Source organism: Paenibacillus lupini, assembly GCF_011761355.1.
Classification (GTDB): domain Bacteria; phylum Bacillota; class Bacilli; order Paenibacillales; family Paenibacillaceae; genus Pristimantibacillus; species Pristimantibacillus lupini.
This window is the reverse complement of record NZ_JAASRW010000003.1, coordinates 731,391-757,747: the sequence shown is the minus strand read 5'-3', so window position 1 is coordinate 757,747 and position 26,357 is coordinate 731,391. Positions and strand designations below refer to the sequence as shown.

At 47.6% G+C, this 26,357-nt stretch carries 21 protein-coding genes and 2 riboswitches; of the genes, 5 read left to right on the top strand and 16 right to left on the bottom strand.

All coding sequences use genetic code 11. From position 1 onward, the window contains the following. The 5 genes from purS to purE all read right to left on the bottom strand — a co-directional run bounded on the left by purS (position 1) and on the right by purE (position 4,477). On the bottom strand, positions 1–243 hold the full coding sequence (gene purS, locus FHS17_RS12975; protein WP_167278809.1) for a phosphoribosylformylglycinamidine synthase subunit PurS: 243 nt from the start codon (positions 241–243) through the stop codon (positions 1–3). 361 nt (positions 244–604) lie between these two features. Next, on the bottom strand, positions 605–1,504 hold the full coding sequence (locus FHS17_RS12970; protein ID WP_167278808.1) for a phosphoribosylaminoimidazolesuccinocarboxamide synthase: 900 nt from the start codon (positions 1,502–1,504) through the stop codon (positions 605–607). Positions 1,505–1,525: 21 nt separating this feature from the next. Then, a complete protein-coding gene (purB, locus tag FHS17_RS12965; protein ID WP_167278807.1) occupies positions 1,526–2,821 on the bottom strand; it encodes an adenylosuccinate lyase in 1,296 nt (431 codons plus the stop codon). 7 nt (positions 2,822–2,828) lie between these two features. Beyond that, positions 2,829–3,995, bottom strand: a complete 1,167-nt coding sequence (gene purK / locus FHS17_RS12960) for a 5-(carboxyamino)imidazole ribonucleotide synthase (RefSeq protein WP_167278806.1) — start codon at positions 3,993–3,995, stop codon at positions 2,829–2,831. After that, positions 3,992–4,477, bottom strand: a complete 486-nt coding sequence (gene purE / locus FHS17_RS12955) for a 5-(carboxyamino)imidazole ribonucleotide mutase (RefSeq protein WP_167278805.1) — start codon at positions 4,475–4,477, stop codon at positions 3,992–3,994. The genes purK and purE overlap by 4 nt, the downstream gene beginning before the upstream one ends. 288 nt (positions 4,478–4,765) lie before the next feature. Next, a riboswitch (purine riboswitch) is annotated at positions 4,766–4,866 on the bottom strand. A gap of 270 nt (positions 4,867–5,136) precedes the next feature. On the opposite strand from purE, the gene FHS17_RS12950 reads away from it, so the two are divergent. Beyond that, positions 5,137–6,426, top strand: coding sequence for a LysM peptidoglycan-binding domain-containing protein (locus FHS17_RS12950; RefSeq protein ID WP_167278804.1), 1,290 nt, complete (start codon positions 5,137–5,139; stop codon positions 6,424–6,426). 253 nt (positions 6,427–6,679) lie between these two features. Here FHS17_RS12950 and FHS17_RS12945 read toward each other — a convergent pair whose 3' ends face one another. The 6 genes from FHS17_RS12945 to msrB all read right to left on the bottom strand — a co-directional run bounded on the left by FHS17_RS12945 (position 6,680) and on the right by msrB (position 12,741). Then, on the bottom strand, positions 6,680–8,200 hold the full coding sequence (locus tag FHS17_RS12945) for a DHA2 family efflux MFS transporter permease subunit (protein ID WP_167278803.1): 1,521 nt from the start codon (positions 8,198–8,200) through the stop codon (positions 6,680–6,682). Positions 8,201–8,241: 41 nt separating this feature from the next. Next, positions 8,242–8,676, bottom strand: coding sequence for a MarR family winged helix-turn-helix transcriptional regulator (locus FHS17_RS12940; protein ID WP_167278802.1), 435 nt, complete (start codon positions 8,674–8,676; stop codon positions 8,242–8,244). Positions 8,677–8,864: 188 nt separating this feature from the next. Continuing rightward, positions 8,865–10,496, bottom strand: coding sequence for an MDR family MFS transporter (locus FHS17_RS12935; protein WP_167278801.1), 1,632 nt, complete (start codon positions 10,494–10,496; stop codon positions 8,865–8,867). Positions 10,497–10,520: 24 nt separating this feature from the next. Continuing rightward, a complete protein-coding gene (locus FHS17_RS12930) occupies positions 10,521–10,955 on the bottom strand; it encodes a MarR family winged helix-turn-helix transcriptional regulator (RefSeq protein ID WP_167278800.1) in 435 nt (144 codons plus the stop codon). 213 nt (positions 10,956–11,168) lie between these two features. Further along, a complete protein-coding gene (locus FHS17_RS12925) occupies positions 11,169–11,741 on the bottom strand; it encodes a nitroreductase family protein (RefSeq protein ID WP_167278799.1) in 573 nt (190 codons plus the stop codon). A gap of 40 nt (positions 11,742–11,781) precedes the next feature. Continuing rightward, positions 11,782–12,741, bottom strand: coding sequence for a peptide-methionine (R)-S-oxide reductase MsrB (msrB, locus tag FHS17_RS12920; protein WP_167278798.1), 960 nt, complete (start codon positions 12,739–12,741; stop codon positions 11,782–11,784). Between the two features lie 220 nt (positions 12,742–12,961). Here msrB and FHS17_RS12915 point away from each other — a divergent pair, with 220 nt between their 5' ends. After that, positions 12,962–13,390, top strand: a complete 429-nt coding sequence (locus FHS17_RS12915; protein ID WP_167278797.1) for a hypothetical protein — start codon at positions 12,962–12,964, stop codon at positions 13,388–13,390. Then, positions 13,387–14,466, top strand: a complete 1,080-nt coding sequence (locus FHS17_RS12910; RefSeq protein ID WP_167278796.1) for a phosphodiester glycosidase family protein — start codon at positions 13,387–13,389, stop codon at positions 14,464–14,466. The genes FHS17_RS12915 and FHS17_RS12910 overlap by 4 nt, the downstream gene beginning before the upstream one ends. Before the next feature lie 539 nt (positions 14,467–15,005). Here the strand turns inward: FHS17_RS12910 and FHS17_RS12905 are convergent. From FHS17_RS12905 to FHS17_RS12890, 4 genes are all read right to left on the bottom strand, one after another. Further along, positions 15,006–16,391, bottom strand: a complete 1,386-nt coding sequence (locus FHS17_RS12905) for an NCS2 family permease (protein WP_167278795.1) — start codon at positions 16,389–16,391, stop codon at positions 15,006–15,008. A gap of 243 nt (positions 16,392–16,634) precedes the next feature. Continuing rightward, positions 16,635–16,735, bottom strand: a riboswitch (purine riboswitch). A gap of 258 nt (positions 16,736–16,993) precedes the next feature. Beyond that, positions 16,994–18,310: a 6-phospho-beta-glucosidase gene (locus FHS17_RS12900; RefSeq protein WP_167278794.1), complete on the bottom strand. Its 1,317-nt coding sequence runs from the start codon at positions 18,308–18,310 to the stop codon at positions 16,994–16,996. 97 nt (positions 18,311–18,407) lie between these two features. Beyond that, a complete protein-coding gene (locus FHS17_RS12895) occupies positions 18,408–19,373 on the bottom strand; it encodes an N-acetylglucosamine kinase (protein ID WP_167278937.1) in 966 nt (321 codons plus the stop codon). Between the two features lie 112 nt (positions 19,374–19,485). Beyond that, positions 19,486–20,349 carry an AraC family transcriptional regulator gene (locus tag FHS17_RS12890; protein WP_167278793.1) on the bottom strand — a complete coding sequence of 288 codons (864 nt, stop codon included), beginning with the start codon at positions 20,347–20,349 and terminating at the stop codon, positions 19,486–19,488. A 211-nt stretch (positions 20,350–20,560) separates the two neighbouring features. Here FHS17_RS12890 and FHS17_RS12885 point away from each other — a divergent pair, with 211 nt between their 5' ends. Next, positions 20,561–23,479, top strand: a complete 2,919-nt coding sequence (locus FHS17_RS12885; RefSeq protein ID WP_167278792.1) for an S-layer homology domain-containing protein — start codon at positions 20,561–20,563, stop codon at positions 23,477–23,479. Positions 23,480–23,594: 115 nt separating this feature from the next. On the opposite strand, the gene FHS17_RS12880 is transcribed toward FHS17_RS12885, so the two are convergent. Continuing rightward, positions 23,595–23,750 (bottom strand): hypothetical protein, encoded by a 156-nt coding sequence (locus tag FHS17_RS12880; RefSeq protein ID WP_167278791.1) that lies wholly within the window; start codon positions 23,748–23,750, stop codon positions 23,595–23,597. Between the two features lie 273 nt (positions 23,751–24,023). Between FHS17_RS12880 and FHS17_RS12875 the strand changes: the two genes are divergently transcribed. Further along, positions 24,024–26,303 carry a helix-turn-helix domain-containing protein gene (locus FHS17_RS12875; RefSeq protein ID WP_167278790.1) on the top strand — a complete coding sequence of 760 codons (2,280 nt, stop codon included), beginning with the start codon at positions 24,024–24,026 and terminating at the stop codon, positions 26,301–26,303. The last annotated feature ends 54 nt before the right edge of the window (positions 26,304–26,357 follow it).

Here is a 26,357-nt window from a genome sequence, read left to right as displayed (position 1 = left end):
TTATCCCTCCAATTCAAAACGGTAATCTTCGACAACCGTGTTTGCCAGCAGCTTCTCGCACATTACTTTCACGCGTGCTTCCGCTTCAGCGCGGTCATTCGTGTCAAGTTCAAGCTCCAGGTATTTACCGATGCGGACTTTATCAACTTCTGCAAATCCCATTGTGTGCAGCGAGCCTTGAACGGCTTGACCTTGCGGGTCGAGTACATTTTGTTTGATAGTGACGTAGACTTTGGCTTTCATAAGTGGCCTCCTGAAAATGGTTTTTCCGGTTGGAGTGATGGGATTGCGGTGAAAATGGTGTGCGTTCGCTCGTTTAGTGCTGGTGTCCCTCTTCGTCGCTGTTGAAATCCGGAAAATTTGATCAAGACCGCTCAGCGGTATTTTCCCGATTTCAAAGGCGAACGCCAAGGCTCTCAGACGGACACCAACACCTACTCACTCACAACCATTATGCAACTCAACCCCAAACCCCTCCCGGGTAGTCGTGTAAGCAATTAGGGGGCGTTTGCGCACTATCGTGCTCAACGCCAAACTTCAGAGCTAAAACAAAAACCTAAAAGATAAGATCAAGAACGAAAAGATCAAGAGATATGATTACGATCTATACCAATGAACTGCCAGTTAAACGGCTGTAGATGTCTAGATAACGATTTGTTGTTTCGTTAACAACGGATTCAGGCAGTGGAGCCGGCTTGCTGTCTCTGTCCCAATCGGAACCAAGAAGGTACGTGCGGACCGGTTCTTTGTCCATACTGTCGATCTCGATATCGAAAGCATAGTTGCCCTCTGCCCAGAAACGCGAGGAATCCGGAGTGAAGATTTCGTCGATCAGAATGACTTTGCCGTCGATCAAGCCGAACTCGAATTTGCAATCAGCAAGGATAATACCATGCTTCGCGCAATATTCACGAGCGAACTCGTACAGCCTGATACTGCAGTCGCGAAGCTCTTCAGCGAGTTCTGCGCCAACCATCTCTTGCATCCGCTCGAATGGAATGTCTTCATCATGGCCAACATCGTTTTTCGCTGCTGGAGTGAAGATTGGCTTAGGGAAGCGCTCGTTCTTGCGCATACCTTCCGGAAGCTCGATTCCGTTAATCGCGGACGTTTGTTGGTATTGTCTCCAACCGTTGCCAGTGATATAGCCGCGTACTACACATTCAATATCAATGCGCTGTGCTTTCTTCGTTACCATGATGCGGTTTCTCAGCAATTCTGGCTCCGTTACGATATCCCCAAGCTTGTCTACATCGGTGTGGATGACATGGTTTGGCTGGATCAAAGCTGTTTGCTCGAACCAGAATGCTGACAGACGGTTCAATACATTGCCTTTCTGCGGTACAGCCGGATCAAGAATATAATCGAATGCCGAAATGCGGTCCGTTACAACGATCAGGTAATGCTCGCCGAGATCGTAAAGCTCACGTACTTTGCCTTTATACAGCAGTGGAGCTTTGATATAATCCGCTGCTGAGGATAAAGCTTGCGATTGTGCAGTCATTCCTCGAATCCCCTTTGCCTCTTAGTTCAAGCCAAGACGTGTGAAAATCGTATTCACATGCTTCAAATGCCAAGCCGGATTAAATGCATCGTCGATTTCTTCAGCAGACAGCAGGCTTGTGATCTCCGGTGTCGATTCGATAATGTCGCGGAATTGACGCTGCTCTTCCCATGCTTGCATCGCACGTGGTTGAACGGTGTCATAAGCTTGCTCACGGCTGAGGCCTTTATCAATCAGCTTTGTCATCACGCGGCCAGAGAACGGAACGCCAAATGTACGCTGCATGTTTTTCTTCATGTTTTCAGGGAATACAGTCAAGTTCTGAATGATGTTGCCAAGACGGTTCAACATGTAGTTCAGAAGCATTGTTGCATCCGGGAGGATAACACGTTCAGCCGAAGAGTGGCTGATGTCGCGCTCATGCCACAGCGGTACGTTCTCGTAAGCTGTCAGCATGTGACCACGGATCACGCGGGACAGACCGGAAATGTTCTCGCAGCCAATTGGGTTACGTTTGTGCGGCATTGCGGAAGAGCCTTTTTGACCTTTTGCGAATGCTTCTTCCACTTCACGGAATTCACTCTTCTGCAAAGCGCGAATTTCAGTAGCGAATTTATCAAGCGATGTAGCAACAAGTGCCAGTGTCGCCATATATTCAGCGTGACGATCACGCTGCAATGTTTGTGTCGAGATTGGAGCTGCGCTGATCCCAAGCTTGTTACATACGAACTCTTCTACGAAAGGATCGATGTTTGCATAAGTACCAACAGCACCCGAGATTTTACCGAATTGAACGCCGTTAGCTGCATGCTCGAAGCGCTCCAGGTTACGTTTCATTTCTTCATGCCACAGAGCCATTTTGAGACCAAATGTTGTTGGTTCAGCATGTACACCATGTGTACGGCCCATCATTGGCGTATCTTTATATTGAACAGCTTTCTCGCGAAGGATCGAGATGAAGCGCTCGATGTCTTTTCTCAAGATGGCATTCGCTTGAAGAAGCAGGTAGCCATTCGCTGTATCTACAACGTCAGTCGAAGTCAGGCCGTAATGCACCCATTTGCGTTCCGGACCAACAGTCTCGGACACGGCGCGTGTGAACGCGATAACGTCATGACGGGTTTCTTGCTCGATTTCGTAAATACGGTCGATATTGAAGGTCGCTGCTTCACGAAGCGCCTCGACATCTTCCTTCGGAATAACGCCAAGCTCAACCCAAGCCTCACAGGAGCAAAGCTCAACTTCAAGCCATGCTTGGAATTTATTCTGCTCTGTCCAAATTGCTCTCATTTCCGGTCTGCTGTAACGCTCTAACATGTACCGTTCACACCTTCCAAATGTTTGTCTCTTCTATCCAATCAAGCGCCTGCTGCACATCGCCTGCAAGCACGTTAACATGGCCCATCTTACGCTTATGAACAGCGTCTTTCTTACCGTACAAATGAACTTTCGGAGCAACATTCAATCGCGATGCCGCCTCATCATGCTTGGCCATCCGCGCTAACAGCGGCTCAACATGTTGTCCAAGTACATTCACCATAACAACTGGAGTAAGCAGCTGAGTATCACCTAATGGCAAATTGCATACCGCACGTACATGCTGTTCGAACTGCGAAGTACGGCAAGCTTCCATTGTATAATGCCCACTGTTATGAGGACGCGGCGCCAGTTCGTTGACGAACAGTTCACCGTTAGCTGTCAAGAACAGCTCAACGGCGATCAAGCCAACAACTCCAAGCCCTTCAGCAATCTTCATCGCCAGCTTTTCCGCATCTTGTTGTACACTCTCTGCAATTCGAGCAGGAACGATCGATAGGTGCAAAATATTCTCGATATGAATATTTTCCGCTGCGGGGAACGCTTTTATCTCCCCTTGCGGGCTTCTTGCTGCAATAATGGATAACTCTTTGTCAAACTTAATGAATTGTTCCAGCACTAGCTCTACACCGGCACGGCTTAATGTCTCATACGCTTCATCAATCTCGTCGAAGCTTCTGATCACCCATTGCCCTTTACCGTCATAGCCGCCCATTGCTGTCTTAAGTACGCATGGAAGGCCAAACTTCTCAGCCGCGACGCGAAGTTCCTCGCTGCTCCGGATCTCACTGTACGGGGCAACCCGTACGCCTGCCGCTTCAATCGCCCGCTTCTCACGCAGCCGATGCTGCGTTGTATAAAGAAGCTCGCTTCCCTGCGCTACATACGATTCCGACATGAGCATCGCAGCTACATCAGCGTCGACATTCTCGAATTCGTAGGTGATGACATCTGCCCGGCGTGCAAGCTCGCGAGCTGCTTCACGGTCATTGTAAGCAGCGACGATCTGTTCAGCTACTTGTCCGCATGGTGCGTTAGGCGTTGGATCTAATGCAACGAAGCGATAACCCATTTCACTGCCCGCAAGTGCCATCATTCGGCCAAGCTGTCCGCCGCCAAGAACGCCAATTGTACTGCCTGGCAGCAGCGTCCTTTTGCCTGCTTCCATCATCATAATGTCTCACTGCTTTCCAGCACTTCCTGCTTGACCCGCTCACGCCGCGCTTCTACACGGGCTTGTACTTCTGGATCAAAGGCTCCAAGCATTTGAGCAGCCAAGAGGCCAGCGTTTGTACCGCCGGCGTTGCCAATCGCAACTGTCGCAACCGGAATGCCGCCTGGCATTTGGACGATCGACAGGAGCGAATCAAGACCGCTCAGATTGGAGGATTTTACTGGTACACCGATTACCGGCAGAATCGTCTTTGCAGCAACCATACCCGGCAAATGCGCGGCACCACCGGCACCGGCAATGATTACTTTAAGGCCGCGTTCTGCAGCAGTCTCCGCATACTCGAACATTAAATCTGGTGTCCGATGCGCAGAAACAACCTTTTTCTCGTACGGAATTTGCAGTTCTTCTAACACGTCGCAGGCAAGTTTCATTGTATCCCAATCCGACTTGCTGCCCATGATGACGCCTACTTTCGCAGACATGCGTTCAAACCTTCCTTCATATATAAAATGTGTACATCTCGCGAAAACCAACCCGAAAAAATACAAAAATCCCGCGCTGCAACCATATCGCTTATGGATGCTGCCGGGACTCGAGCAAAACGTCAGGGTACTTCATTAACGAAGGATTCACCCTGCGCGTCTATAATGGCAACAATTGTCTTTACTTCAAAACGCCCGCTACCAAAGGAAAACGGAAGCCGTATCACCTTGATTAACACGGTAATGCAAAGACAGCATAAGGCTGCCCTGACTTACAGGCAACCTGTCTATTTGTTCCATCATGCTCGTAGTCCGAAAATATAGGTTTTCGGGTAGATACTTTCGGGCCTTTTTCCCGAGGATATACGAGAACTTTCAACATAATAACGGATCATTCGACGAACGTTCCGCCTTAACCTACTCTAGTTTATCCAATCCCCCTATGTCTGTCAATGAAAAGCATATAAAATACGAACATTAAAATAATATAGTTCAAATAAAGTTCGTTTTTGCATAATAATGCAACAATTCAGGCTCCCTTTTTCTGCCTTTATCAAATTAATTGGCTTGGTGTTAAGTTTGGGAAGGTTCGGAATAGAGTAATAGAAGAGACATTAGCGTATAACTTAAAAAGCTCAAGGAACGGGAGGCGAGAGGCGATGCAAATCTATACCGTCAAAACACGCGATACGATACAAAGCCTGGCGCAGCAGTTCAACATAGGACCTGAAGCGATATTTGCAGCCAATGGCATGCATGAATCTGAGCCTCTCGTCTCCGGACAGTCGCTTATCATTCCCGTTCAAGCGGCCACCCACCAAGTGATGCCCGGTGAAACCTTATGGTTGATCTCACAGAAATACAGTGTGACACTGCAAGAGCTGGCCAGAGTGAACCATATCACTAATCCCGCCCTTATTCTTCCCGGCATGATGCTTCGCATTCCGAAGCCCCGTAAGATCGCCATCGAGGTTAACGGTTATACTGAACCATCTGCCATGACAGGAGCTCCTGGCTCTTCACCTGCAGCCTCCGCCGCCAGGCATTTGACCTTCCTCAGTCCGTTCAGTCATCAAGTTAGACCTGACGGCTCATTAAGCATGCTGTATGATAAGCCGATCATTCAAGCCGCCAATCAGAACCGCGCCACTCCAATGATGGTAATCACGAACTTTGACGGCTATTCGTTTAGTCCCAGCCTTGTGCATTTCATTTTATCCAATAAAACGGTAATTGACCGTCTGATCCATAATGTCATCAACACCATGCGAACGAACAGGTATTGGGTGCTTAATGTCGATTTTGCGTTTATTCCCGCTGCTGATCGTGCCTTGTATCATCAATTCCTGGAGCATCTGACCGACTCGCTGCATCGGTACGGATATCTGGTGTCCTCCACTCTCCCTCCAGCTGTTGAACCTAATCTTGCGGGTCATCTGTACGAAGGACAGGATTATGCCTTCCATGGACGTCTGCTCGATTTCGTTATTCTAATGACGTATGAATGGGGCTGGTCCGGAGGACCGCCGATGCCCGTTGCCCCGCGCAATGAGGTTGCTAAAGTTGTAGCACATGCCTTATCAGTAATACCTGCGAATAAAATCATGCTGGGTATGCCCTTATACGGCTATGACTGGACTCTCCCTTATGTCCCCGGCCAGGACTGGGCTTTATCCATCAGCTCAAACGATGCTGTTCGAAGGGCGGCAAGGTATGGCGCCTCTATCCAATACGATCCGATAGCAGAGTCGCCATACTATAGGTACCTCGATGAGCAAGGACGTGATCATGAGGTTTGGTATGAGGATGCTAGAAGTGTGCAGGCGAAGCTTGATCTCGTCAAATGTTATCACCTGCGCGGAATAAGTGGTTGGGTGCTCGATGTTCCGTTCCCTGTTTTCTGGCAGGTGCTGGAGCAAAATTTCCATGTCCACAAGTGGGTGAAGTGAGGGAGGTTAAACGCGCGCAAACTGCGCATTTGGCGTATTGAGCACACTGCGCATTTAAATGTTCTTTCGATCGCCATTGCTCAGGGGAATTCCTTGAACTAAATTTTATATGTAGGAACCCCTTCACAATAGCGAACGCTTCGCTTCTACAGAATCATTTAAATGCTCCGTTTAACCTCTGAGGGGAAACAGAAAGAGGCCGTGCAGGTTTTTTATGACCTGCACGGCCTCTTTTATAGAACAGTTAAAAATATTATTTAGATTGGCTTGTAGCGATTTGAGCTTCTGCTATGCTGCCTTCTGAAGAGGAGCCTACAACTTTAGCCGGTTCTTCATGTGGTTTTACTTTACGGATGAAGAAGGCCAGAACGAGTGCTACAACAGCGAACCATGTTGCTACAACGAACGAGTGGTTGATACCAACAATCATCGCTTCCTGTGTAATATGACCCATCGCTACCTTGTCGGTAGGATCGACACCTTGCGATATAACCATGCTCTTCGCTTCGGAAGCCGTTTTGTTCGTCATCAGCGTTACCAGGAATGCTGTACCCAGGGCGCCTGCAACGTTACGAAGCGTTTGTGACATAGCGGAACCGTGAGCGTTCAAACGCTGCGGCAATTGGTTCATGCCGGCTGTTTGGATCGGCATCATCAGCATCGACATACCAAACATCCGCAGTGTATACATTGTAATCAAAAAGCCATAAGTCGTATGATCCGTCAACTGACTGAATTCATAGGACGAATACACGGTAATCACAAGACCAGTTACCGCCAGCCAGCGAGCGCCGACTTTATCAAAGATCATACCGGTAATCGGAGACATAATTCCCATCAGGATTGCACCCGGAAGCAGGAGCAAACCAGATTTAAGCGGAGTGAATCCCATGATATTTTGTAGATAGATCGGCAGCAAAATCATACCCGAGAACATCGCCATCGTAATGATCACGTTAATGACAGTTGTCAGGGAATACATACCGAACTTGAATACACGAATTTCAAGAATCGGTTTCTTAACAACCAGTTGATACCATACAAAGGCAATAAGTGCGACAACCCCAATGCTCAGGCTTGTGTAAACCGTCGGACTATCCCAGCCGTCTGTACCTGCATCACTAAAGCCATACAGCAGACCGCCAAAGCCCAGTGTAGATAAAATAACGGCGAAGATATCCAGCTTGGATTTTGCAGTTTTCGTTACATTCTTCATCGAAATTGCGCCATAGATCAAGCCGAATAACGAGATTGGCAATACAATATAGAACAACACACGCCAGTCATAATGCTCTACGACCCAGCCCGACAGTGTTGGTCCAACAGCTGGAGCGAAGATCATTGCGATCCCCATCATCCCCATTGCCTTACCACGCTGTTCGATCGGGAAGATGGTCAAGAAGATGATGGACATCAGCGGCATCAGAATACCGGCGCCTGCCGCTTGAATAATACGACCTGTAAGAAGGACTTCAAAGCTTGGCGCCAAGGCGCTGACTATAGTACCTGCCGAAAATAAACTTGTTGCAACGATAAATAATGACCTTGTTGAGAACCGGCTGATCAAATATGCACTAATTGGAATAAGGACCCCGTTAACAAGCAAATAACCGGTTGATAACCATTGTACCGTATTGGCGCTGACTTCAAGGTCAGCCATTATACTTGGAAGCGCGACGTTCAACAACGTCTGGCTAAGCAGCGCAACAAAGGCTGCAATGAGTACCGATGCGACGATCGGGCCTCTTTTAAATGCTGCTACAGCATTACTCATAGGTCTTTCTCTCCTTTTTTAGATGTGTTGCATGCTAAATACTATTTGTTATCCATATTCGCAAGCAGCTGAGTGAAAATCCTCTTCAGATGCTGAATATCCTCTACTGGCAGTGCATGAAAGAATGAGGAGAATGTTTCTTTCTGCGATTCAAGCAAATCGTCCACCATCGCCTTGCCCTTAGCGGTTAATGCAATGTACACGACTCGCCGATCATCATTGGCACGCTCACGGCTAATCCAGCCTTCAGCGACCAATTTATCGGCTATGCCTGTTATCGCGCCAGAGGTAAGTCCTAATACTTCGGCCATTTCAGATACCTTGCGCGAACCTGATGTATGAAGGGTAAACAAAACTTTGAACTGCGTATAGTTCATACCGCTCATCGTCTTCCTGCTCCATTCATTGTTTACGTTCTTCAAGAATGTCCGGAACTGGCCAAGAAAACCAATTAGTTCTTCATTGGCATTGCTCATTCCCTCTCTCCTTTCTACTCTGATATATGCCATGGATCGAGATAATACATTAGCATTTAATATTTTAAAACTAAACAAATTATTAATAAAGCATTTACTACTATATATCTCTTTTATGAATCAGTCAACGGGTTTTTTGGAAAGAAAAAAGACAGCTTTTAGACTGTCTTTGCTTTAATAGTTTTTCCTTATTTGCTTTGGCTAACAGCAACTTGGCCTTCCACATTTACTTCTGTACCACCAGAAACTTCTTGTGGTGTCTTATTGGTTGTACGAAGTGGGATTTCTCTAATGAACCATACAAGTACTACGGCGATGAACAAAATGACCGCACCTGTCAAAAATACTGTCGACAGCGAATTGCTAAGCGCATCACGAAGCAAGTCTATCATTTTATCAAATTGCACCTGCAGATCAGCCGTTAAGCCTTCACGAGTCGCTTTAAGTGCTGGTTGATCTGTCAGCATCTGAGGATTTGCAAACTGTGCAAATTTCTCCGCTGTAGCTGGATCAAGCTTCGACATATCTGCGCCTTCGCCAGACTTGGAAAGATCCGTCAGATTATGCTTCAGTGCTGAGGACAGGACGGTACCCATCACTGCGATACCAATTGTACCACCCAAGTTACGGAACAATTGCATGGTTGCTGTTGCTGCACCAAGTTCTGTGTGCGGTACCGCATTTTGAACCGTAAGTGAGAAGACCGGCATACCAAGGCCAAGACCAAGGCCAAAGATGATCATCGCCAGTACCGCCATTGGTACGTTGTTCATAAACGTCATAATCAGCATACCTACAAGCATAATCGGCAAGCCAATAACTGCAAAACGTTTGTACTTCCCTGTTCTCGAGATCAATTGACCACCAATCGCACTTGTAATAACCATACCAATCGACATTGGCATCGTTACATAACCAGCATGTGTTGGCGAGATACCAAGAACACCTTGTACGAAGAAGGACAGGTAGATCAGCGCCCCCATCATACCGAAGTTCATAATAAAGCCAATTACATTGGAGAGAGCTACTGTACCATTACGGAAAATATAAAGCGGAAGCACAGGGTTCTTCGCTTTCCGTTCAATAAGCAGGAAGATAATGAGCGATAAAACGGTTATGCCAAACAAGCCGATAACTTGAACAGACGCCCATTCGTATTTCGAACCTGCCCATGTAAAAGCAAGCAGCAGTGGTACGAGAGTTGTTGTCAGGAAGATCGAACCCAAGTAGTCGATTGGCTGATGAGCTTTGCGCTCGGTTTTCGGGAATAACGTCAGAATCATAATGAATGCAATAACACCAAGCGGCAGGAAGATCCAGAATACCCAGTGCCAAGCCATATTGTCGATAATCCATCCACCAAGTGTTGGACCAATAACGCTGGAGAAGCCAAATACAGCCGTCATTATACCTGTCCATTTGCCCCGTTCACGTGGAGGGAACAAGTCACCTACGGATGTGAAAGCTGTTGCCATAATAATACCGGCGCCTACCCCTTGAATACCACGGAAGGTAATGAATTGATACACATTCTCCGAAAGACCGGACGTAAATGCACCAACGATAAAAAATAAAATACCTGCCAAGATAAATGGCTTACGCCCATATATATCAGACAGCTTGCCGACTAGAATGGTGGCGATGGTGGAAGTCAGCATATAGATCGTGATCGTCCATGTATAAAGATCCATACCGCCTAATTGTGCGATAATGCGCGGCATTGCCGTACTTGTTATTGTTTGGTTAATAGCTGCAAAGAACATTGCGAACATGATAGCAATCATAATCGTCAGTTTTCTTTGTTTTGATAAATGTTCCATGTTTTACTCTCTTCTCCTCTAAATCTATTTGTTATCCATATTCGCAAGCAGCTTGGAGAAAATTCTTCTCAGGTGCTGAATATCTTCTTCCGGCAGTACATTAAAAAGGGAAGAAAAGGTCTCTTTCTGTGACTCAAGAATTTCATCAACCATTTCCTGACCTTTGGACGTTAAGGCAATGTACACCACTCTGCGGTCATTACTGGCCCGTTCCCTGCTAATCCATCCTTCTGCAACAAGCTTATCCGCGATTCCCGTAATTGCCCCAGAAGTAAGCCCGAGAATATCTGCAATATCCGATACTTTGTGAGTGCCAGATGTATGAAGGGTGAAGAGCAGCTTGAATTGCGTATAGTTCATGCCGCACATCGTATTCTTGCTCCAATCGCTGTTCACGTTTCTAAGAAACGTCCTGAACTGTCCGATAAAACCAATCAATTCTTCGCTTGTATTCGTCATTCCCTCTCTCCTTCCCACCCTGACCTCGCCTTTCGTTCAACCTTTAATTTAGTTAGTTCTTAATATTTTAATACTAAATTAATTAGCAACAAAGTATTTACAACTATATAGCTTTTCATTCAATCAGTCAATGTTTGGATTCGAGAAGTTATTTCCTATTTATTCGAAAATAAAAAAAGCGCCCTCTCGGGCGCTTCAGATTGTCTGTATTTCCTAGGATTCCAGCCAGATTGTTTTTTCTGTTGCCGGTGTACGTTTCACGTCCGGCGGCGTCATATCGGGATAACCCATATAGACCATAGCAACAATCTGCTCATTCTCAGCAAGACCAAATGTGTCCTTCATAAGAGGATGGTACATTGGACCGCCGGAGCGCCAGATTGCACCAAGTCCGTTCGCATGTGCTGCAAGCAGCAGGTTTTGAACTGCTGTATGCGATGCTGCAATCTCCTCGACAAGCGTTGCCCGAGGATCATCCGATGGAGAGCAGACTACCGTAATGACAACAGGTGAACGGTATGCTTTCACCCGTTCCTTGCGCAGTCTTTCCTCCAGATCAGGGCTTTCCCCTGCTTCAAGCGAAGCAAGTGCTACACGTGCATAACCTTCCCCAAGCTTCGCACGGCCTTCACCTGTCATAACGATAAACTTCCAAGGCTGAGTATTGTGATGGCTTGGCGCCCATGTCGCCGCTTCCAGCACCTTCTCAATCAGATTACGATCAACCGGGTCCTTCTTTACGCGTCCAATCGAACGTCTCGTTCGAATTGCTTCTTCGATATGCATAGTTTCTCCTCCAATAAACGTTATTCAAGTGTAAACTTTCTTATTTTTCGAAATAGCCGACGTACTCTCCGTACCCTTCCTTCTCCAGGTCCGCTGCGGGAATAAACCGAAGGGAAGCGGAGTTAATGCAATAGCGGAGTCCATTTGGTCCAGGACCGTCATCAAACACATGTCCGAGATGGGAATCGCCTTCTTTGCTCCGCACTTCCGTACGGACCATGAAGTGACTTTTATCAAGTACTTCGTTAATAACCGATTCCTTCACCGGCTTTGTGAAGCTTGGCCAGCCGCAGCCAGAATCATATTTCTCACGGGAGGTAAACAGCGGCTCACCAGAGACGATATCGACATACAGTCCATCTTCCTTATGATCCCAATATTCCCCGGTAAAAGGACGCTCCGTTGCATTATTTTGCGTCACTTCATATTGAATTGGAGTAAGGCGAGAACGAAGATCGCCTTCATCCTTCTTAATTGTCCAATGCTTATTAATGAAAGCATCTCGGCCAGATCCCTTGCGGTACATTTTATAACGGAATGGGTTCGTCCGATGATAGCCTTGATGATAGTCCTCCGCTGGATAAAACTCTTTCGCCGGCTCAATAATCGTTGCGACTGGCTTGTCGAATCTGCCGCTGGCATTCAGTGCAGCCTTGGACGCTTCCGCCTTCTCGCGTTGCTCTTCATTATAATAGAAGATAGCCGTCCGATAAGATTCTCCGCGGTCATGGAACTGGCCGCCTGTATCGGTTGGATCGATCTGCCGCCAGTACACATCCAGCAGCTTGTCATAGGAATAGATCGATGGATCAAACGTAATATGAACGACTTCGGCATGGCCGGTTGTTTCCGAGCATACTTCCTCGTAAGTAGGATTTTCTGTATGGCCTCCAGAATAACCCGATACAACAGACAAAATACCCGGTGTTTCTTCAAACGGTGATACCATGCACCAGAAGCATCCTCCTGCAAACATGGCTTGTTCTACAGCTGCAGTCATTTTGGCAACCTCCTTCAAGCTTAATCTCTCCTATTATAACGTATCCTTCAATTCCCACAAAATGATTGACACCTTAATTAGCAATCTTTGTTACAATGTAGTGACAGCCGCAACCTATCGGCATCGTTCGTGCGTCCAAAATGTTAGACTAGCTTTACTCTTATTTTTTGCAGTCCGTTCACTTCACTCTTCTTAATAAAAGAATGAGGTGAATGCCCTAATGAGCAATACTGCTTTAGATACAACAAGTGCTTCTTATGAGACGAAGCCGCGCAAAGCTGCCAAGCAGCGCTCCTTCGTTATCTTTGTATGTGTATGGATCGTCCTGATTGCTTCCGGTATAACCGGCGCCAAGCTATACAGCGAACATGTTCAGCAGCAGATTGCTGCCGATGTGGAACGCCAAACGGCAAGCCAAATTGCCGTTATGCAAAAGCAATACGAGGATCGCATCGCAAAACTCGAAACGGATTATAAAGCTGAACTGTCGCAATTGGATTCCAAGGTTGAAGCACTAAATGAGCTGCTTACCTTCTCCAAGGACAATGCTGATGTCAAAACCGACAACAGCAACAAGCTGTACAGCCAATTAAACGAAGTGAAGAAGAAGCTGAACGAACTGCAGAAAAACCTGGATGTGCTCAAATGACCCCATCCATCCGCATGATGAACCGAACGATGCTGCTCGCCTGCACACCATTTGTTGCTATGCTTTTATGGCTGATGGTATCGAACATCTCGATTGTGCTGCCAGACAGCAGTTTTCCAAAGGCGAGCTCTGAACAGCAGACAGATGCTGAAGAGGCCCGTACGAAGTCACTTGCAGCTGGCCTCGATACGGCTCATCAAACGGCTGTCCAGACAAGCGCCTCCATCAAGAAACAACTGAAGCTGTACAACCAGACCAATGCCGATATGAAGCAAATCGTTAAGACAGCAACCGCTCAGGCGGGCCGTCCCCTGCTTGTGTACGATAGGATTATAACAAGCCGGCTTGGTTCTCCTTCGGGGACGATTAACTCGGACAAGCTGCGTGCGCAATTATACTACATAAAGGCTGATAACTTTCAAAGCTACGCACTAAAGATTAAACTGAAATCAAGCGATGCGATGAAAATGGTGCTGGGCAAAGATAAAGCAGGCAGTGCAGAGACGACACTTGCTGCTGTACAGCGTTATGGCGCTGTCGCTGGCGTTAACGCTGGAGGCTTTGCCGATGGCGGTGGCAAGCGTTATCCGCTCAGCACAACCATCGTTAACGGCAATTATGTAGATGGCTTCCAGCCAACACGTGCCGACTTGTTCTTCGTTGGCTTGAATGTGAGTAATAAGCTGGTCGGCGGCAAGTTCACTAACCAGCAGCAGCTCGACAGCTTGAATGTAAAGTTTGGAGCTTCATTCGTTCCCGTGCTGCTCAAGAATGGCAGCCCTACTACCATTCCATCAAAGTGGCAGACCAGCCCGACGCGAGCACCACGAACCGTCATCGCCAACTATAAAGATGGGCAGCTGCTTATCCTTGTAGCCGATGGCCGCAACGAAGGCGGCAGCTCCGGCGCAACACTTACTGAGATGCAGCTGTTATTGCAGCGATTCGGCGTAGTTGACGGTTATAACTTAGATGGCGGCGGCTCCTCGTCACTCATCTGGAACGGACGCGTCATTAACAAGCCGTCCGATGGACAGCTTCGTAAGCTGCCTACGCACTTTTTGTTTTTTAAATAATAAGCCGCAAACAAACAACTCCAGGTTCAAGGAACCTGGAGTTGTTTTGTTTGTCGGCAGCCGGGCACGAAGGGGCTGATTGATATTCATCTCAGTTGATTATAGGTTATATGCAACTCATATAAGACCCTCGCAGGATTTTATCGCCCCTTGCTCCGGCGATGACGGTTAGGTTTGTAGGATAAGTACTGGTAGGAACGCTTAGCCCGCCAAGCTATAATGTTGTATTTTATACATTTAAAATGAGGCTGGTGGAGCAAGAGAGATGCGTAGGTTGTATTTCATACAGTAGATTCAATCATAAGTTACGTCCAGCCACTAAATAGTAAGATTACGCTGGATGGAATCCAACTTAGCTGATCTCTCAAACACCAATGGCGATTTTCATTGGATGAAATACAGGATGACTGTAAACATGCCAATAAATCGAACATGCACTTAGCGGCATTCTCTGGACTTGCACCCTAAGCATGATGCGCTGCCAAGCACACAAAAAAGCAGCGCCGGTCCAGCGCTGCTTTTTATTTCTTCTATTATAATTATTCTGTTCCCATGATGACGTAGCGGCCGATAATTAGAATCGCCAGTATCCACATGAGCCAGTGAACTTTATATTTGCCTTTATTCGCTGCGTTAGCAACTGTCGCCAGAACAACATACGTTACGATACCAAACGAGATACCGTTAGCGATGCTGTACGTGAACGGCATAAGCGCCAGTGTCAGGAACGAAGGAATCGCATATACCATGTCAGAGAAGTCGATTTCTTTGACCGATTGAAGCATCAGTACACCAACGATAATCAGTGCTGCGTTAGTTGCTGCTGCAGGAACCAGTGCAACGACTGGCGACAAGAAGATCGAGAGCAAGAAGCAGATACCTGTTGTTACCGAAGTCAGCCCTGTACGTCCGCCTTGCGCAACACCAGCGGAGCTTTCTACGAAAGCTGTTACTGTACTTGTACCAAGCAATGCACCACCGCTTACCGCGAAGGCATCAACGAACATCGCTTTACCAATACGTTTTTTGCCCTCTTCAGGGTTTTTCATAAGACCGGCACGGTTAGCTGTACCAACCAGCGTACCGAATGTATCAAACAACTCTACGAACGTGAAGGTCAATACGACTGTGATGATCCCAACTTCAAACACGCCTGGGAAGTCAAAGTGGCCAATGTTCATTGTAGTGAAGTCTGGTGCCCAATTTTGATCAGTGAAAGTCTTCTTCACGTCAACTTGACCAAGAATGATCGAAAGAACGGTTGTACCAAGGATACCCCACAGGATCGCGCCCGGTACACGCATAACCATCAGAATACCGATAATGAGCAGTGCAACCACTGTCATTACTACCGTTTCATTCGAGAAGCTGCCGATATGGATGACTGTCTCCGAACCGGAAACATCCGTATAAGCACCTGCTTTAATATCGCCAAAGGCTGTTACAGCAACCGTCATCAGACCGCTGCCTTTCAAGCCAACAATTGTAATAAACAAACCGATACCAACCGTAATTGCATGCTTCAAGCTGTCTGGAACAGCTGTAATCAGCATTTGACGAATTTGCGTCAGTGTCAGGATGATAAAGATAATACCCGAGATAAATACCGCTGTCAGACCCATTGCTACCGAGATTGGTTTATCCGTAGCCTGCGAAGCAATAACCGTCGAAGCGAAATATGCATTAAGACCCATACCAGGTGCCAGGGCAACTGGGAAGTTTACGAACAAGCCCATAGCAATTGTGAAAATACCTGCTGCAATCGCTGTTGCAAGGAATACTGCCGTCCAGTCAAGACCAGTTGGCGTCAGAATGATCGGGTTGACGGCTAGTATGTAAGCCATCGTCATAAACGTAGTCAGACCCGCCATAATTTCCGTTCTGAAGTTTGTACCATGTTCCTTAAACTTAAAGAAACGTTCCATTTTCCCATTAACCCCCCAAAAATGTGTACAAGCCAAGGTGAAACGGCTTCATGCAGCGCGTTTCAATCCGAAGAATTCTAGAGCTCTATCTTATTAAGATAAAAGCCTTAGAATTGCAACAAAGCCTAGGAAAAGATGCGTATTCACGCATTTATCTCCTAGGCTCTGCAAAAAGGGGAAAAGTATACCGCGGACCGTGTCAGTGTCATTAAGTTAAAATCATAACTTAATGACAATTGCGCGGCACTTTTCCACTCCTTTCGTAGCCTGATCATTTACGGTGATCTAGTAGAGACTCTCAAGCCAATTCTTGAGATTATACGAAAAGTTTATGATGTTGTTAGTTGTTGTTATCCGTAAATTAATATAATAAGTAACTTGCTCCTTGTCAACGATAATTTACGAACGTTCGTCTTTGTTCACAAAGTTATCATTCGTCTTTTTCCGAAAAAATGGTAGTCCTTTGGTCCCGAATTTGGAAGTTAGTTACATCTATATTAGATTAATGGATGATACGAAAAGAGCAGAAAAAGATGAAAAGCCGCAATCCTATTGGATTACGGCTTTTGCAGCGGTATCTTCTACTACTGTAATACGTTTACTTAACCTTTAAAGAAGTGAGGCAAATACTTTTCGTTAGCTTCCAGCATTTCACCAAGTAAAGTTTTCGCAACAGAGACGCTTGGCACAAGCGGATGATGCACCATCGCCTGCAGGGCGATGCCCCGGTCGCCGGTAACAGCAGCTTCGATCGTCAGTGACTCATACGTTTTTACCGCGTGGAGCAGCCCTTTGATATGTTCTGGAACTCGCTGCAGCGGAAGCGGCACCGGACCTTGCGCCGTTACGACACAGTTGACCTCGATGCTTGCATCTTCCGGCAGGAAGTCGATGATCCCGCCATTTCGCACGTTAAGCGTCTGGATGTCTCTTCGATCTGTGTAGAGAGAATGCATCAGGTTAAGTGCCGCCTCGGAATAAAAGGCTCCGCCACGCTTTTCCAGCTGCTTGGGCTTCTCATTCAGATTAACATCCTTATAGAGCTCGAACAGCTCCTCCTCTACCCGGCTTACGACATCAGCACGAGTACCATCCTTCTCAAGCGACTCTTTCATTTCGGCGAACATCGTATCCTTCATGTAGAAATACCGCAAATAGTAGGTCGGAAGGGCACCTAGCGAACGGAGGAAATCTGCATCCCAATCGAAGGCTGTGACATTCGTTGCCGAGTAATCCTTACCGCCGCCGATCATCTCCTGCAGCTTGTCTTCCCCGTTCACATAAGCCGCCGTAATCCAGTGGAGGTGATTGATGCCAACGAACTCCGGAAGAACTTCACGTTCGGTAACTCCGTATTGCTTCGCGAGAAACTTCTGGAAGTTAATCGGCGAATTACATAGACCAACCGTCCTCACCTTGCTGTGCTTCAGCACCGCCTCCGTCACAATACCGGCTGGATTCGTGAAGTTCAGCATCCAGGCATTGGGTGCAAGCTCCTCAATATCTCGGCAAATATCCAGAATAACCGGAACCGTACGAAGCGCCTTCAGCATACCGCCAGGTCCCGTCGTCTCTTGGCCGATCACACCATGTTTGATCGGAATATGTTCGTCACGGCGTCTTGCTTCAAGCAGTCCTACCCGCATCTGCGTTGTAACAAAGTCGGCTCCTGCAATAGCTTCACGCCGGTTTAATGTAAGATGAACATCGATTGGTAAGCCAGCCTGCTCGACCATTCTTTTCGCTAATTGCCCAACAATCTCAAGCTTATGACGGCCTTCCTCAATATCAACGAGCCACAGCTCGCGAATAGGCATCTCGTTATATCGTTTAATGAATCCTTCGACCAGCTCCGGTGTATATGAGGAGCCTCCACCGATGACCACGACCTTTAGACCTTGCTTTGTAATTGATGACATCTACCTCATGCCTCCTAAAAAGAATGATCACCCAGACAGTCATTAAGACTGTCCATGATGATTCTTACTATACGTAAGCGTTAACTTTGAAGAATCATTAAAAGGTTATCCGGCGTAATGCCGCATCCGTATCTTCTGAAATCTTGATTCCACAGCTGTCCATGGCACTCATGACTGCACCGATGACTGGATCGACGGTCAGCTTCACGATCTTGGCATGTGGTGCCGTACCAGCAACTGCTGCCCTAATCGCATTGATCATATGTGGTGAGCTGCCTTTCGCAAGTACACTTCCCGTCAGCACGATATCAAAGCAGTCCTGCTCCATGCCGAGCCTCCGGATCAAGGCATTTACGGCATTCCCATGCTCATCCCCTGCTTCCTCCAGCAGCCTTATCGCAACGTCATCACCAAGTAGTGCAGCTTTGAACATCGTTTTGGAGAGAGACTCTAACGGCCTTATACCATTAACGAGTGCATCATCATACATCTCCTGAACGGATGAATACCCCATTTGCTCGGGCACAAGCTCGGTTAGAATGGATGGCTGCTCCCTTCCTTCCCAGCTTCGGATCGCACTTCGAAAAGCATGGATCGCCAGATCCGTACCAGACCCTTGACCGTCTCCGAATAGATAGCCAAATCCGCCATACTGCAGCTCTTCTCCCTTGGCGTTGCGAGCCGCGCTATTAAATCCCGTGCCGCTAATAATCACAGCCCCATAAGATTGATGAGTACCCGCACGCATACCGATCATCGTGTCGCAGGCAATATCATGACGAGGAAAATCAAGCGATGCGATCATCGGGCGGAGAATCGCATAATCTGGTTCCCGATCTGCACCTGCAAGGCCGAAGTAGGCAAAATCAATTTCGTCTTTTGACGCTCCAGCCTGTTGAAGTGCCTCAGAGCAAGCCCGATCAATCTCAGTCCGCGCAGCTTCGTAAGCCGTCTGATGATTGCCATTGCCGCCGTTTCCTCTGCCGAGCACTCGGCCATTCTCATCCGTAAGCAAAGCATGTGTCTTGCTTCCCCCGGCATCTATTCCAAGAAACAACATAATAGCCACACTCCTGACGACATAGTCTTCTTATACCTATTAAGAGCATAAAAGAAAAAACACCGTTCCTCTACTGAGAAAGAACGATGTTCTGATACTATCTTACTGTTTTTAGTTAGTGATGTAGTCTGAGCTCGGAAGGCATTTTGCCGATATGCTGCTTGAACAGCCGGTTAAAGTTCGATAAATTACGGAATCCGCATTCCTCCGCTACCTCGATAATTTTCTTGTCTGTTGTTTCCAGCAGATTAACTGCGACCGATAAACGAAGCTGGATTAAATAATCCATCGGCGAAGTTCCTACGGTCTGTACAAACAAGGCGCTAAATCGCGAGGGACTGAGGTGAGCCGTTGCTGCAAGCTCTTTTAAGGTCCAAGGATAAGCAATGTCCGCTTCGATCTGATTCAACACCTCGCGGATGGTCTCCATCCCCCGGATATGAGAGGAACGGCGGTCTTTTTCCTTGGCAAAATACCGGTTCACGAAAGCCATGAACTGCACAAGCTGTGATCGTACGATCGCTTCATAATGAGGCTCCCGGCGCGAAAACTCGCTTCGCATCTCCTCGATCGCTCCGCCAAGGCGGGTAAGCATCGGATGTCCACGGTCCAGCAGGTTATCGAAGCGCATGCCAATCTCACGAAACGGGATAAGGAGCTCTGTATCATAACGCTGCTCCAATGCAAAATACGCCGGATCAAACATGATAACCGTCATGATTAGCTCTTCGTTCTCAAAAGCACGATGCAGATCATTTGAGTTAATGAGGATAATATCCCCCTCTTGGAAGTCGTAACGCATACCATTAATCAAATAATAGCCGCTTCCCCGGCTGATATAGTTAATCTCAAGAGTCGTATGCCAGTGCAACCGCTGGAACAGCGGGCTCACGCCTTGCGTCTGAGAAATGAGAATTGGAAATGTTGGCGGGAGATCGATAAGATCTCGCGTCACGGGAGCGCTGGGGTTCACTGGCATACCTCCTGTTCGTAAAGTGTGTTTGTTGTAGTATAGCACTGGCGTCTAATGGGGCGATAGAGTTGAGGTTTGGTATCGATTCCAAAGATTTACCTCCCATTAACAAATCTACTGCCTATCCTAACATCCCCCTGATACTGGGCTTGTACACTCATAGTGCCCCTACTTCATCTTTGGGCAACACATTCATAGACTGGTGGTGCATGACATTTTGAAGTTTAACAAGCAATTCCGAATTATATTCCCGGCGGTTCTCTCGGCTAGTATCCTATCATCAGGGCTCGCCATTCCACTTCCTAAAGCAGCGGCTGCCGCCGATAACAGCGCCTCACAAGGGCAATGGCTGACCGGCGAGTTCCACGCTCATACATTTGAATCCGACGATGCTCAAAGCTCCCTTGAATCGGTACTCGACCATGGCCTGACGACTTACGGTCTCGATTTCATCATGCTGGCGGATCATTTGCGCTCCTCTGGACGGGATGATACAGGCACACCAATTCCTGGCGGAGCGATTCCGCTATCGAAGGGACTGCTTAATTACCAGGTTCCGAAGACGAAGGCACTTCAAGAGGAAGGCAAATATGCCGGCAAGACAATTTTCTCTGGCTTCGAATGGGATATCCCGTCCCATGAACATGGCTCCGTTGGCATCCTGACGGATGAACCCGGATCCGACGCAGCACTTAAGGCAGCTAACCAATTCGAATATCTGTTCACGAACCGCGATGCAACTTGGTTCAATCCGGCTGATGTTTTACAGTGGGAAGCAGCCGACGACAGGGCCTACTCCACGCATGCGGACAGCTTGACCGCTATTAACTGGCTCAAGAGAAACTACCCGGAATCAAGCTACATGATCGTCAATCACCCTTCCCGTGGTGTTGGCAAATACAAAATTTCGGACTTCCGTGATTTTAACAATGCTGCCCCTGATATCGCGTTTGGCTTTGAAGGGATGCTTGGCAACCAAATGGAGCCGGACCGCGGCGGATACAACTCGGCGTATGATCCTGCTAACCCAACAGCCAACGACAATTATAAGAACCGTTCGTATGGCGGTGTCGATTATATGGTCGCAAAAGTCGGCGGCGTTTGGGATTCCCTGCTTGGCGAAGGCCGTAAGTTCTGGAATTTCGCTAACTCCGACTACCATTTCAAAACCATTGACACTAATTCAAGCGGCTACTGGCCGGGCGAATACGCGAAAAACTATATTTGGAGTGAAGGACAATCCGTTCAAGATATTTTGGATGGCATGCGTTCGGGCAAAACGTTCTCTGCCTTTGGCGATCTAATAAATGCTCTGGACTTCAACATCGCTGACGGCGGCACGAACGCCGAAATGGGCGAAAGCCTGCAGGCGACAGAAGGCGATAAGCTTACGCTTACCATCAAATTCAAAAGCCCAGAGACCAATAACTATGAGAATCCAATCAATAGCGGCCAATCCGGCAGCATGAAACCCACTGTCGATCATATCGACCTGATCGCAGGCGATGTGACAGGACTAGCGGAAAAAGGAACGCCAGCCTACGATAAGGATACAAATGATTCCACTCGCGTCGTTGCTACATTCACCAGCGAAGATTGGACAACGGATGAGAATGGCTATAACGTCATTACATTTGACCTGCCGAAGGCAAGCAAAGATCAGTATTTCCGCCTGAGAGGCACGAATCTCGGTATGAACGTACCGGGCGAGACGCAAGACGGCAACCCGCTGATCGATCCAAAAACAACAACGGCAGATGCCACTACACGTTTCATTGAGATTAACGACCGCAACTACAAGGACCTGTGGTTCTACTCGAATCCAATCTTTGTAGATACGGCTGCATACACCAACGAGCAAGCAGTTAAGGATACGCTGGACAAGCTGACCCTTGGCAATGTTGACGCAGTTACTGAGAATATCACTCTTCCTTCTGAAGGAGAGCATGGTGCGGCAATCGCCTGGGAAGAAACAGCCGACTCATCAAACGCGGTTACAATCGAGAATGGCATAGCCAAAGTGAACCGCCCAAGCGCGGGACAACCTAACGCTTCCGTTACGCTCAAAGCAACTGCAACGCGCAGCGAATTATCGGATTCCAAAACCTTTGTGTTGACGATTAAGGCGCAGACTTCAACTTCGACTCCGGGCGGCGGAAATACATCTCCACCGGACAATTCGCCAGCAACATCCGTTTCCGTTAACATTGATCCGGCAAAAGGCGCAGAGGGCAGCTTGAAAGACGTGATCTCCTTCAAGATACCGGCAGGAGCCGTGTCTTCGAACGGAACAATCGGCGCGCAGGTTCTCTCTTCAGGACAACAGCCTCCGCTTGGCAATCTGCAGGCGCTGAGCCCAATCGTCGAGATGACCAGCAATGCGGGCACGACGTTTGGCAAGCCAGTTGAACTGACATTTAACTACACAATGAAATCGACTGCACCAAACAGCCAACCTGCTGTGTACTACTACAACGAAAAGTTGAAGAAATGGATCTTCCTCGGAGGTAAAGCAAACGGAACGACCATTACCGTCGACGTTAAGCATTTCACGAAATTTGGAGTGTTCGGCTACGCACCTCAAACCTTCTCGGATCTGACCACATCATGGGCAAAACCTTACGCCGACCGCTTAATCGGCATGGGAGTGATTTCTGGTTACGAAGACGGAAAATTCCGTCCGGACCAATCGGTCACTCGTGCAGAATGGGTGAAGCTGCTCGTGGACTCGCTTGGACTTCCTGAAGCATCCGGTACAACTAACTTTGCCGATGACAGCCTCATCCCGGCATGGGCAAAGTCACAAGTTAAAACAGCTACTGATGCGGGCTATGTAACCGGCTTTGATACCAAAGAAGGCTCCGTCTTTAATGCTTCGCAGCGAATTACTCGCGCCGAAATCGCGGTCATTGCCGCGCGCGTTCTGAAGACTGCCGGCATTGCACCAGCTGGCTCAAGCAAGACATTCAGCGATGCATCGGCTATCCCAGCTTGGGCCTTTGATGCAGTAAATCAAACCACGTCCTCGGGTATCGTGAGCGGTTATCCCGACGGCACCTTCCGCCCGGATAACGCCCTGACGCGCGCTGAGGCTGTGAAGGTCGCTTACACCTTGCTTGATGTATTAAATATTTAAAACGGCTGTCAACCAAACAAGTTAACAAAAAAAGCTCCCTTCTGACTGCTATAACGCAGCTCGAAGTGAGCTTTTTCGCTAGTTTACCTGGCCCGCAAGGTCGGAAAAACCTACGTTATGAACTATTTTTTCTATATCTCCGTGTACGTTCGTCTTCGTTGACGCCTTTCCAGTCCAATCCATAGCCAAAATCATAAGTATGCTGCTCGGAGTCGACATGGATTACCATGTCATGAGGCACATCCTTGAACTGCTCCTCTACCGTTCTCATGTCGCCGGCAGCTGCAGCGGCAGCAAGCCCATGCGGGCATGACGCCGAAACATTATCGGGCTACTTTGTAGGTAGAACGACTTTCCGTTCTGTTCCCGTTATTATCGCAAGTTTCGAAAAAATCTGTTTGTAGGAATTAGCAAGTCACTCCTTCATCTCTTTGCCTGTCCAAAACACTGCGATAACACAAGGCGAGTAACATGGACAAAAACAGGCTTTATCCAACCCAATACGAGAAAACTACTCAACGTGTTAAGGAAGGATTTGATTGAGATGCGAAATAAAAAATGGTTGAAACAAATGCTTTATTCCCATTTGGCTATCCTGTGCAGCTTTGGAGCTGCTATTATCTGCATCACATACGCCGTCACATACAGCGATTTGGTTCGGGATATTAAGAAGTCAAACAGCGAGTACGCCAACCATGTGGTCGACAGTATGACGACGTCCTTAAAGAATTTAGAACGAACATTAGCCGGGCAAATCATCAAAAACCAAGCGATCAACGATTTTTTTTACAATGACGGAGGCGACGGTGCAACAAAACTGATCAACTATAATGCTTCTAACGAGATAGACAACATTCGCGATAACCCATTGATTCATTCCGTGTATTTTTTCCGGAGCAAGGACCAGGAAGTGCTTACGGGAGGTTACATCACCAGCCTTTCACGGTTTAAAGACAATCGTTTCATCCTAAAATTGCAAAAGAATCCCCCTGCCTCCCGGTGGTCGTCCCTCCGTACTTATAGCGAATTCCCCTTAATTGATCCTCCCGAGCAAGTTATATCCATGACCCAGAAAATAGGATCCGAGGGTTGGATTATATTGAATGTAAAGGCGGACCTCCTGCTGACTGCTGCCGACAATCTCAAAAACCATTCCCGCAGCTTCATGAGCATTTCGGATCACCAGGGGCTGCCCATTTATTCAACCGGACCTAACAACGGCACTACCAAGCTGTCGACCCAGTTATACTCCAATTATATGGGCTGGACTTTTTCGAGCGGAATGTCTAATGAGCATTTACTCGGACAAGCAGCCGTGTTGTCCTTGTATCCCTTGACCATCATTGTATTAACCCTGGCTGCCATCGTAGCGGTGATCCTGTATGTCACCCGAAGAGGTTATCGGCCGATCGAACATATGATCACGAGGGTCTCTTCCTACCAGGAGCTTAAAACCTCCGGTGACGATGAGTTTGCCATTCTGGAGCAGGCTTTCGACGATATGCTGATCCGGATGAATCAAATTGATCTTAAGGAAGCCGAAAATTTGCAGTACAGACGAAGACAATTTTTCAGCGAGCTGCAGGATTATGAAAACGTCGTTCCGGCCGAGGAATGGCAGAACTACTATCTTTCCTTGTTTGATCTTCCGAAGCACGGCAGCCTGGTCATCGCCATTTTGGAAATTGATAAATACGTCCCTTTGATGCGCCAGAATCGTCAGAACATGTTCGATTCCAAGCAGCGGCTGGAAAAGCTGGCAGCGGAGTGGCCGAATTTGCAGGCCCGAACTGTCGCTCATAATTGGATTTCAGCCGACAGGCTGTCCCTTCTAATTTATGTCCCCTCGGATCTGGAGCACGGATCTGAAGGGCAGGATGAGCCGCTGCAAGCCGTGGTTCATGCCCTTGAGCAGCTCCAAATCCGTTCCGAAAGCGAATTAGTGTTTACCACCACTATGGGGGTCGGTTCTCTGGTACCGGAGCTGAAGCAAATTAAAGAGTCTTTTGGCGAAGCCCTGACCGCCCTGCAATATAAAATGACCACAGGCAGCAATCGGATTCTCGTTTATCTGGACATAAGGGACCGGGAGGAATCCGTTAACCCGCTTTATTTTAAGCGGGTAGAAGATTTAGTTCACCATTTCCGGATTCAGCAGCAGGAATGGAAAAACGATTTTTCCCGGATCTTCGATCTTCTGGAGGACCAATTGCTGAAAAACGAAGAAATGCAGCTCCTCTTTAATTATCTGACACACCGCTTCGCACGGGAGCTCGAGGATACCTCGCCCACGATCAATCAATATTGGCATATGGTTATCTATCCCCGGATGACCGAAGCTCTCAAAGAAATGGAGGAAACCTCTGAAATCCGGTTGTTGTTCAGCGAACTGTTTGATCAGCTTTATGAGCAGTACAACGTTATGCTGGAGTCCAGAAGCAAAGATCACCTGATATATGAGGTGAAACAATATATTGAAGACCATTTTAACGACTTTGATCTGTCCCTGAAATCCATAAGCGACCGCTTCGGCATTAACGGGAAATACGCCAGCCAATTGTTCAAGGAAAAATTCGAGATCAAGTTCATCGATTTTCTGATTGGGCTGCGGATAGATCAAGCGCAAAAACTGCTGCGGGAAACCAACGAATCGATAAATGAAATCTCGCGGCTGGTTGGCTATGAGCACGTTATTTCTTTTGGGAGAATATTCAAGAAAATGGTTGGCTTGTCTCCCGGCGATTACCGCAAGCTGATGCGGACTCCGGAGAGTCAGTCTGGCCCCATAAATAAGCCAAATGCCCTTCATTCCGGCCGTTTATAGCTTTTTGTATGCTGTCTGAATAAGGTTTATTTGCTCCAATGGCGCCTCGCGGGC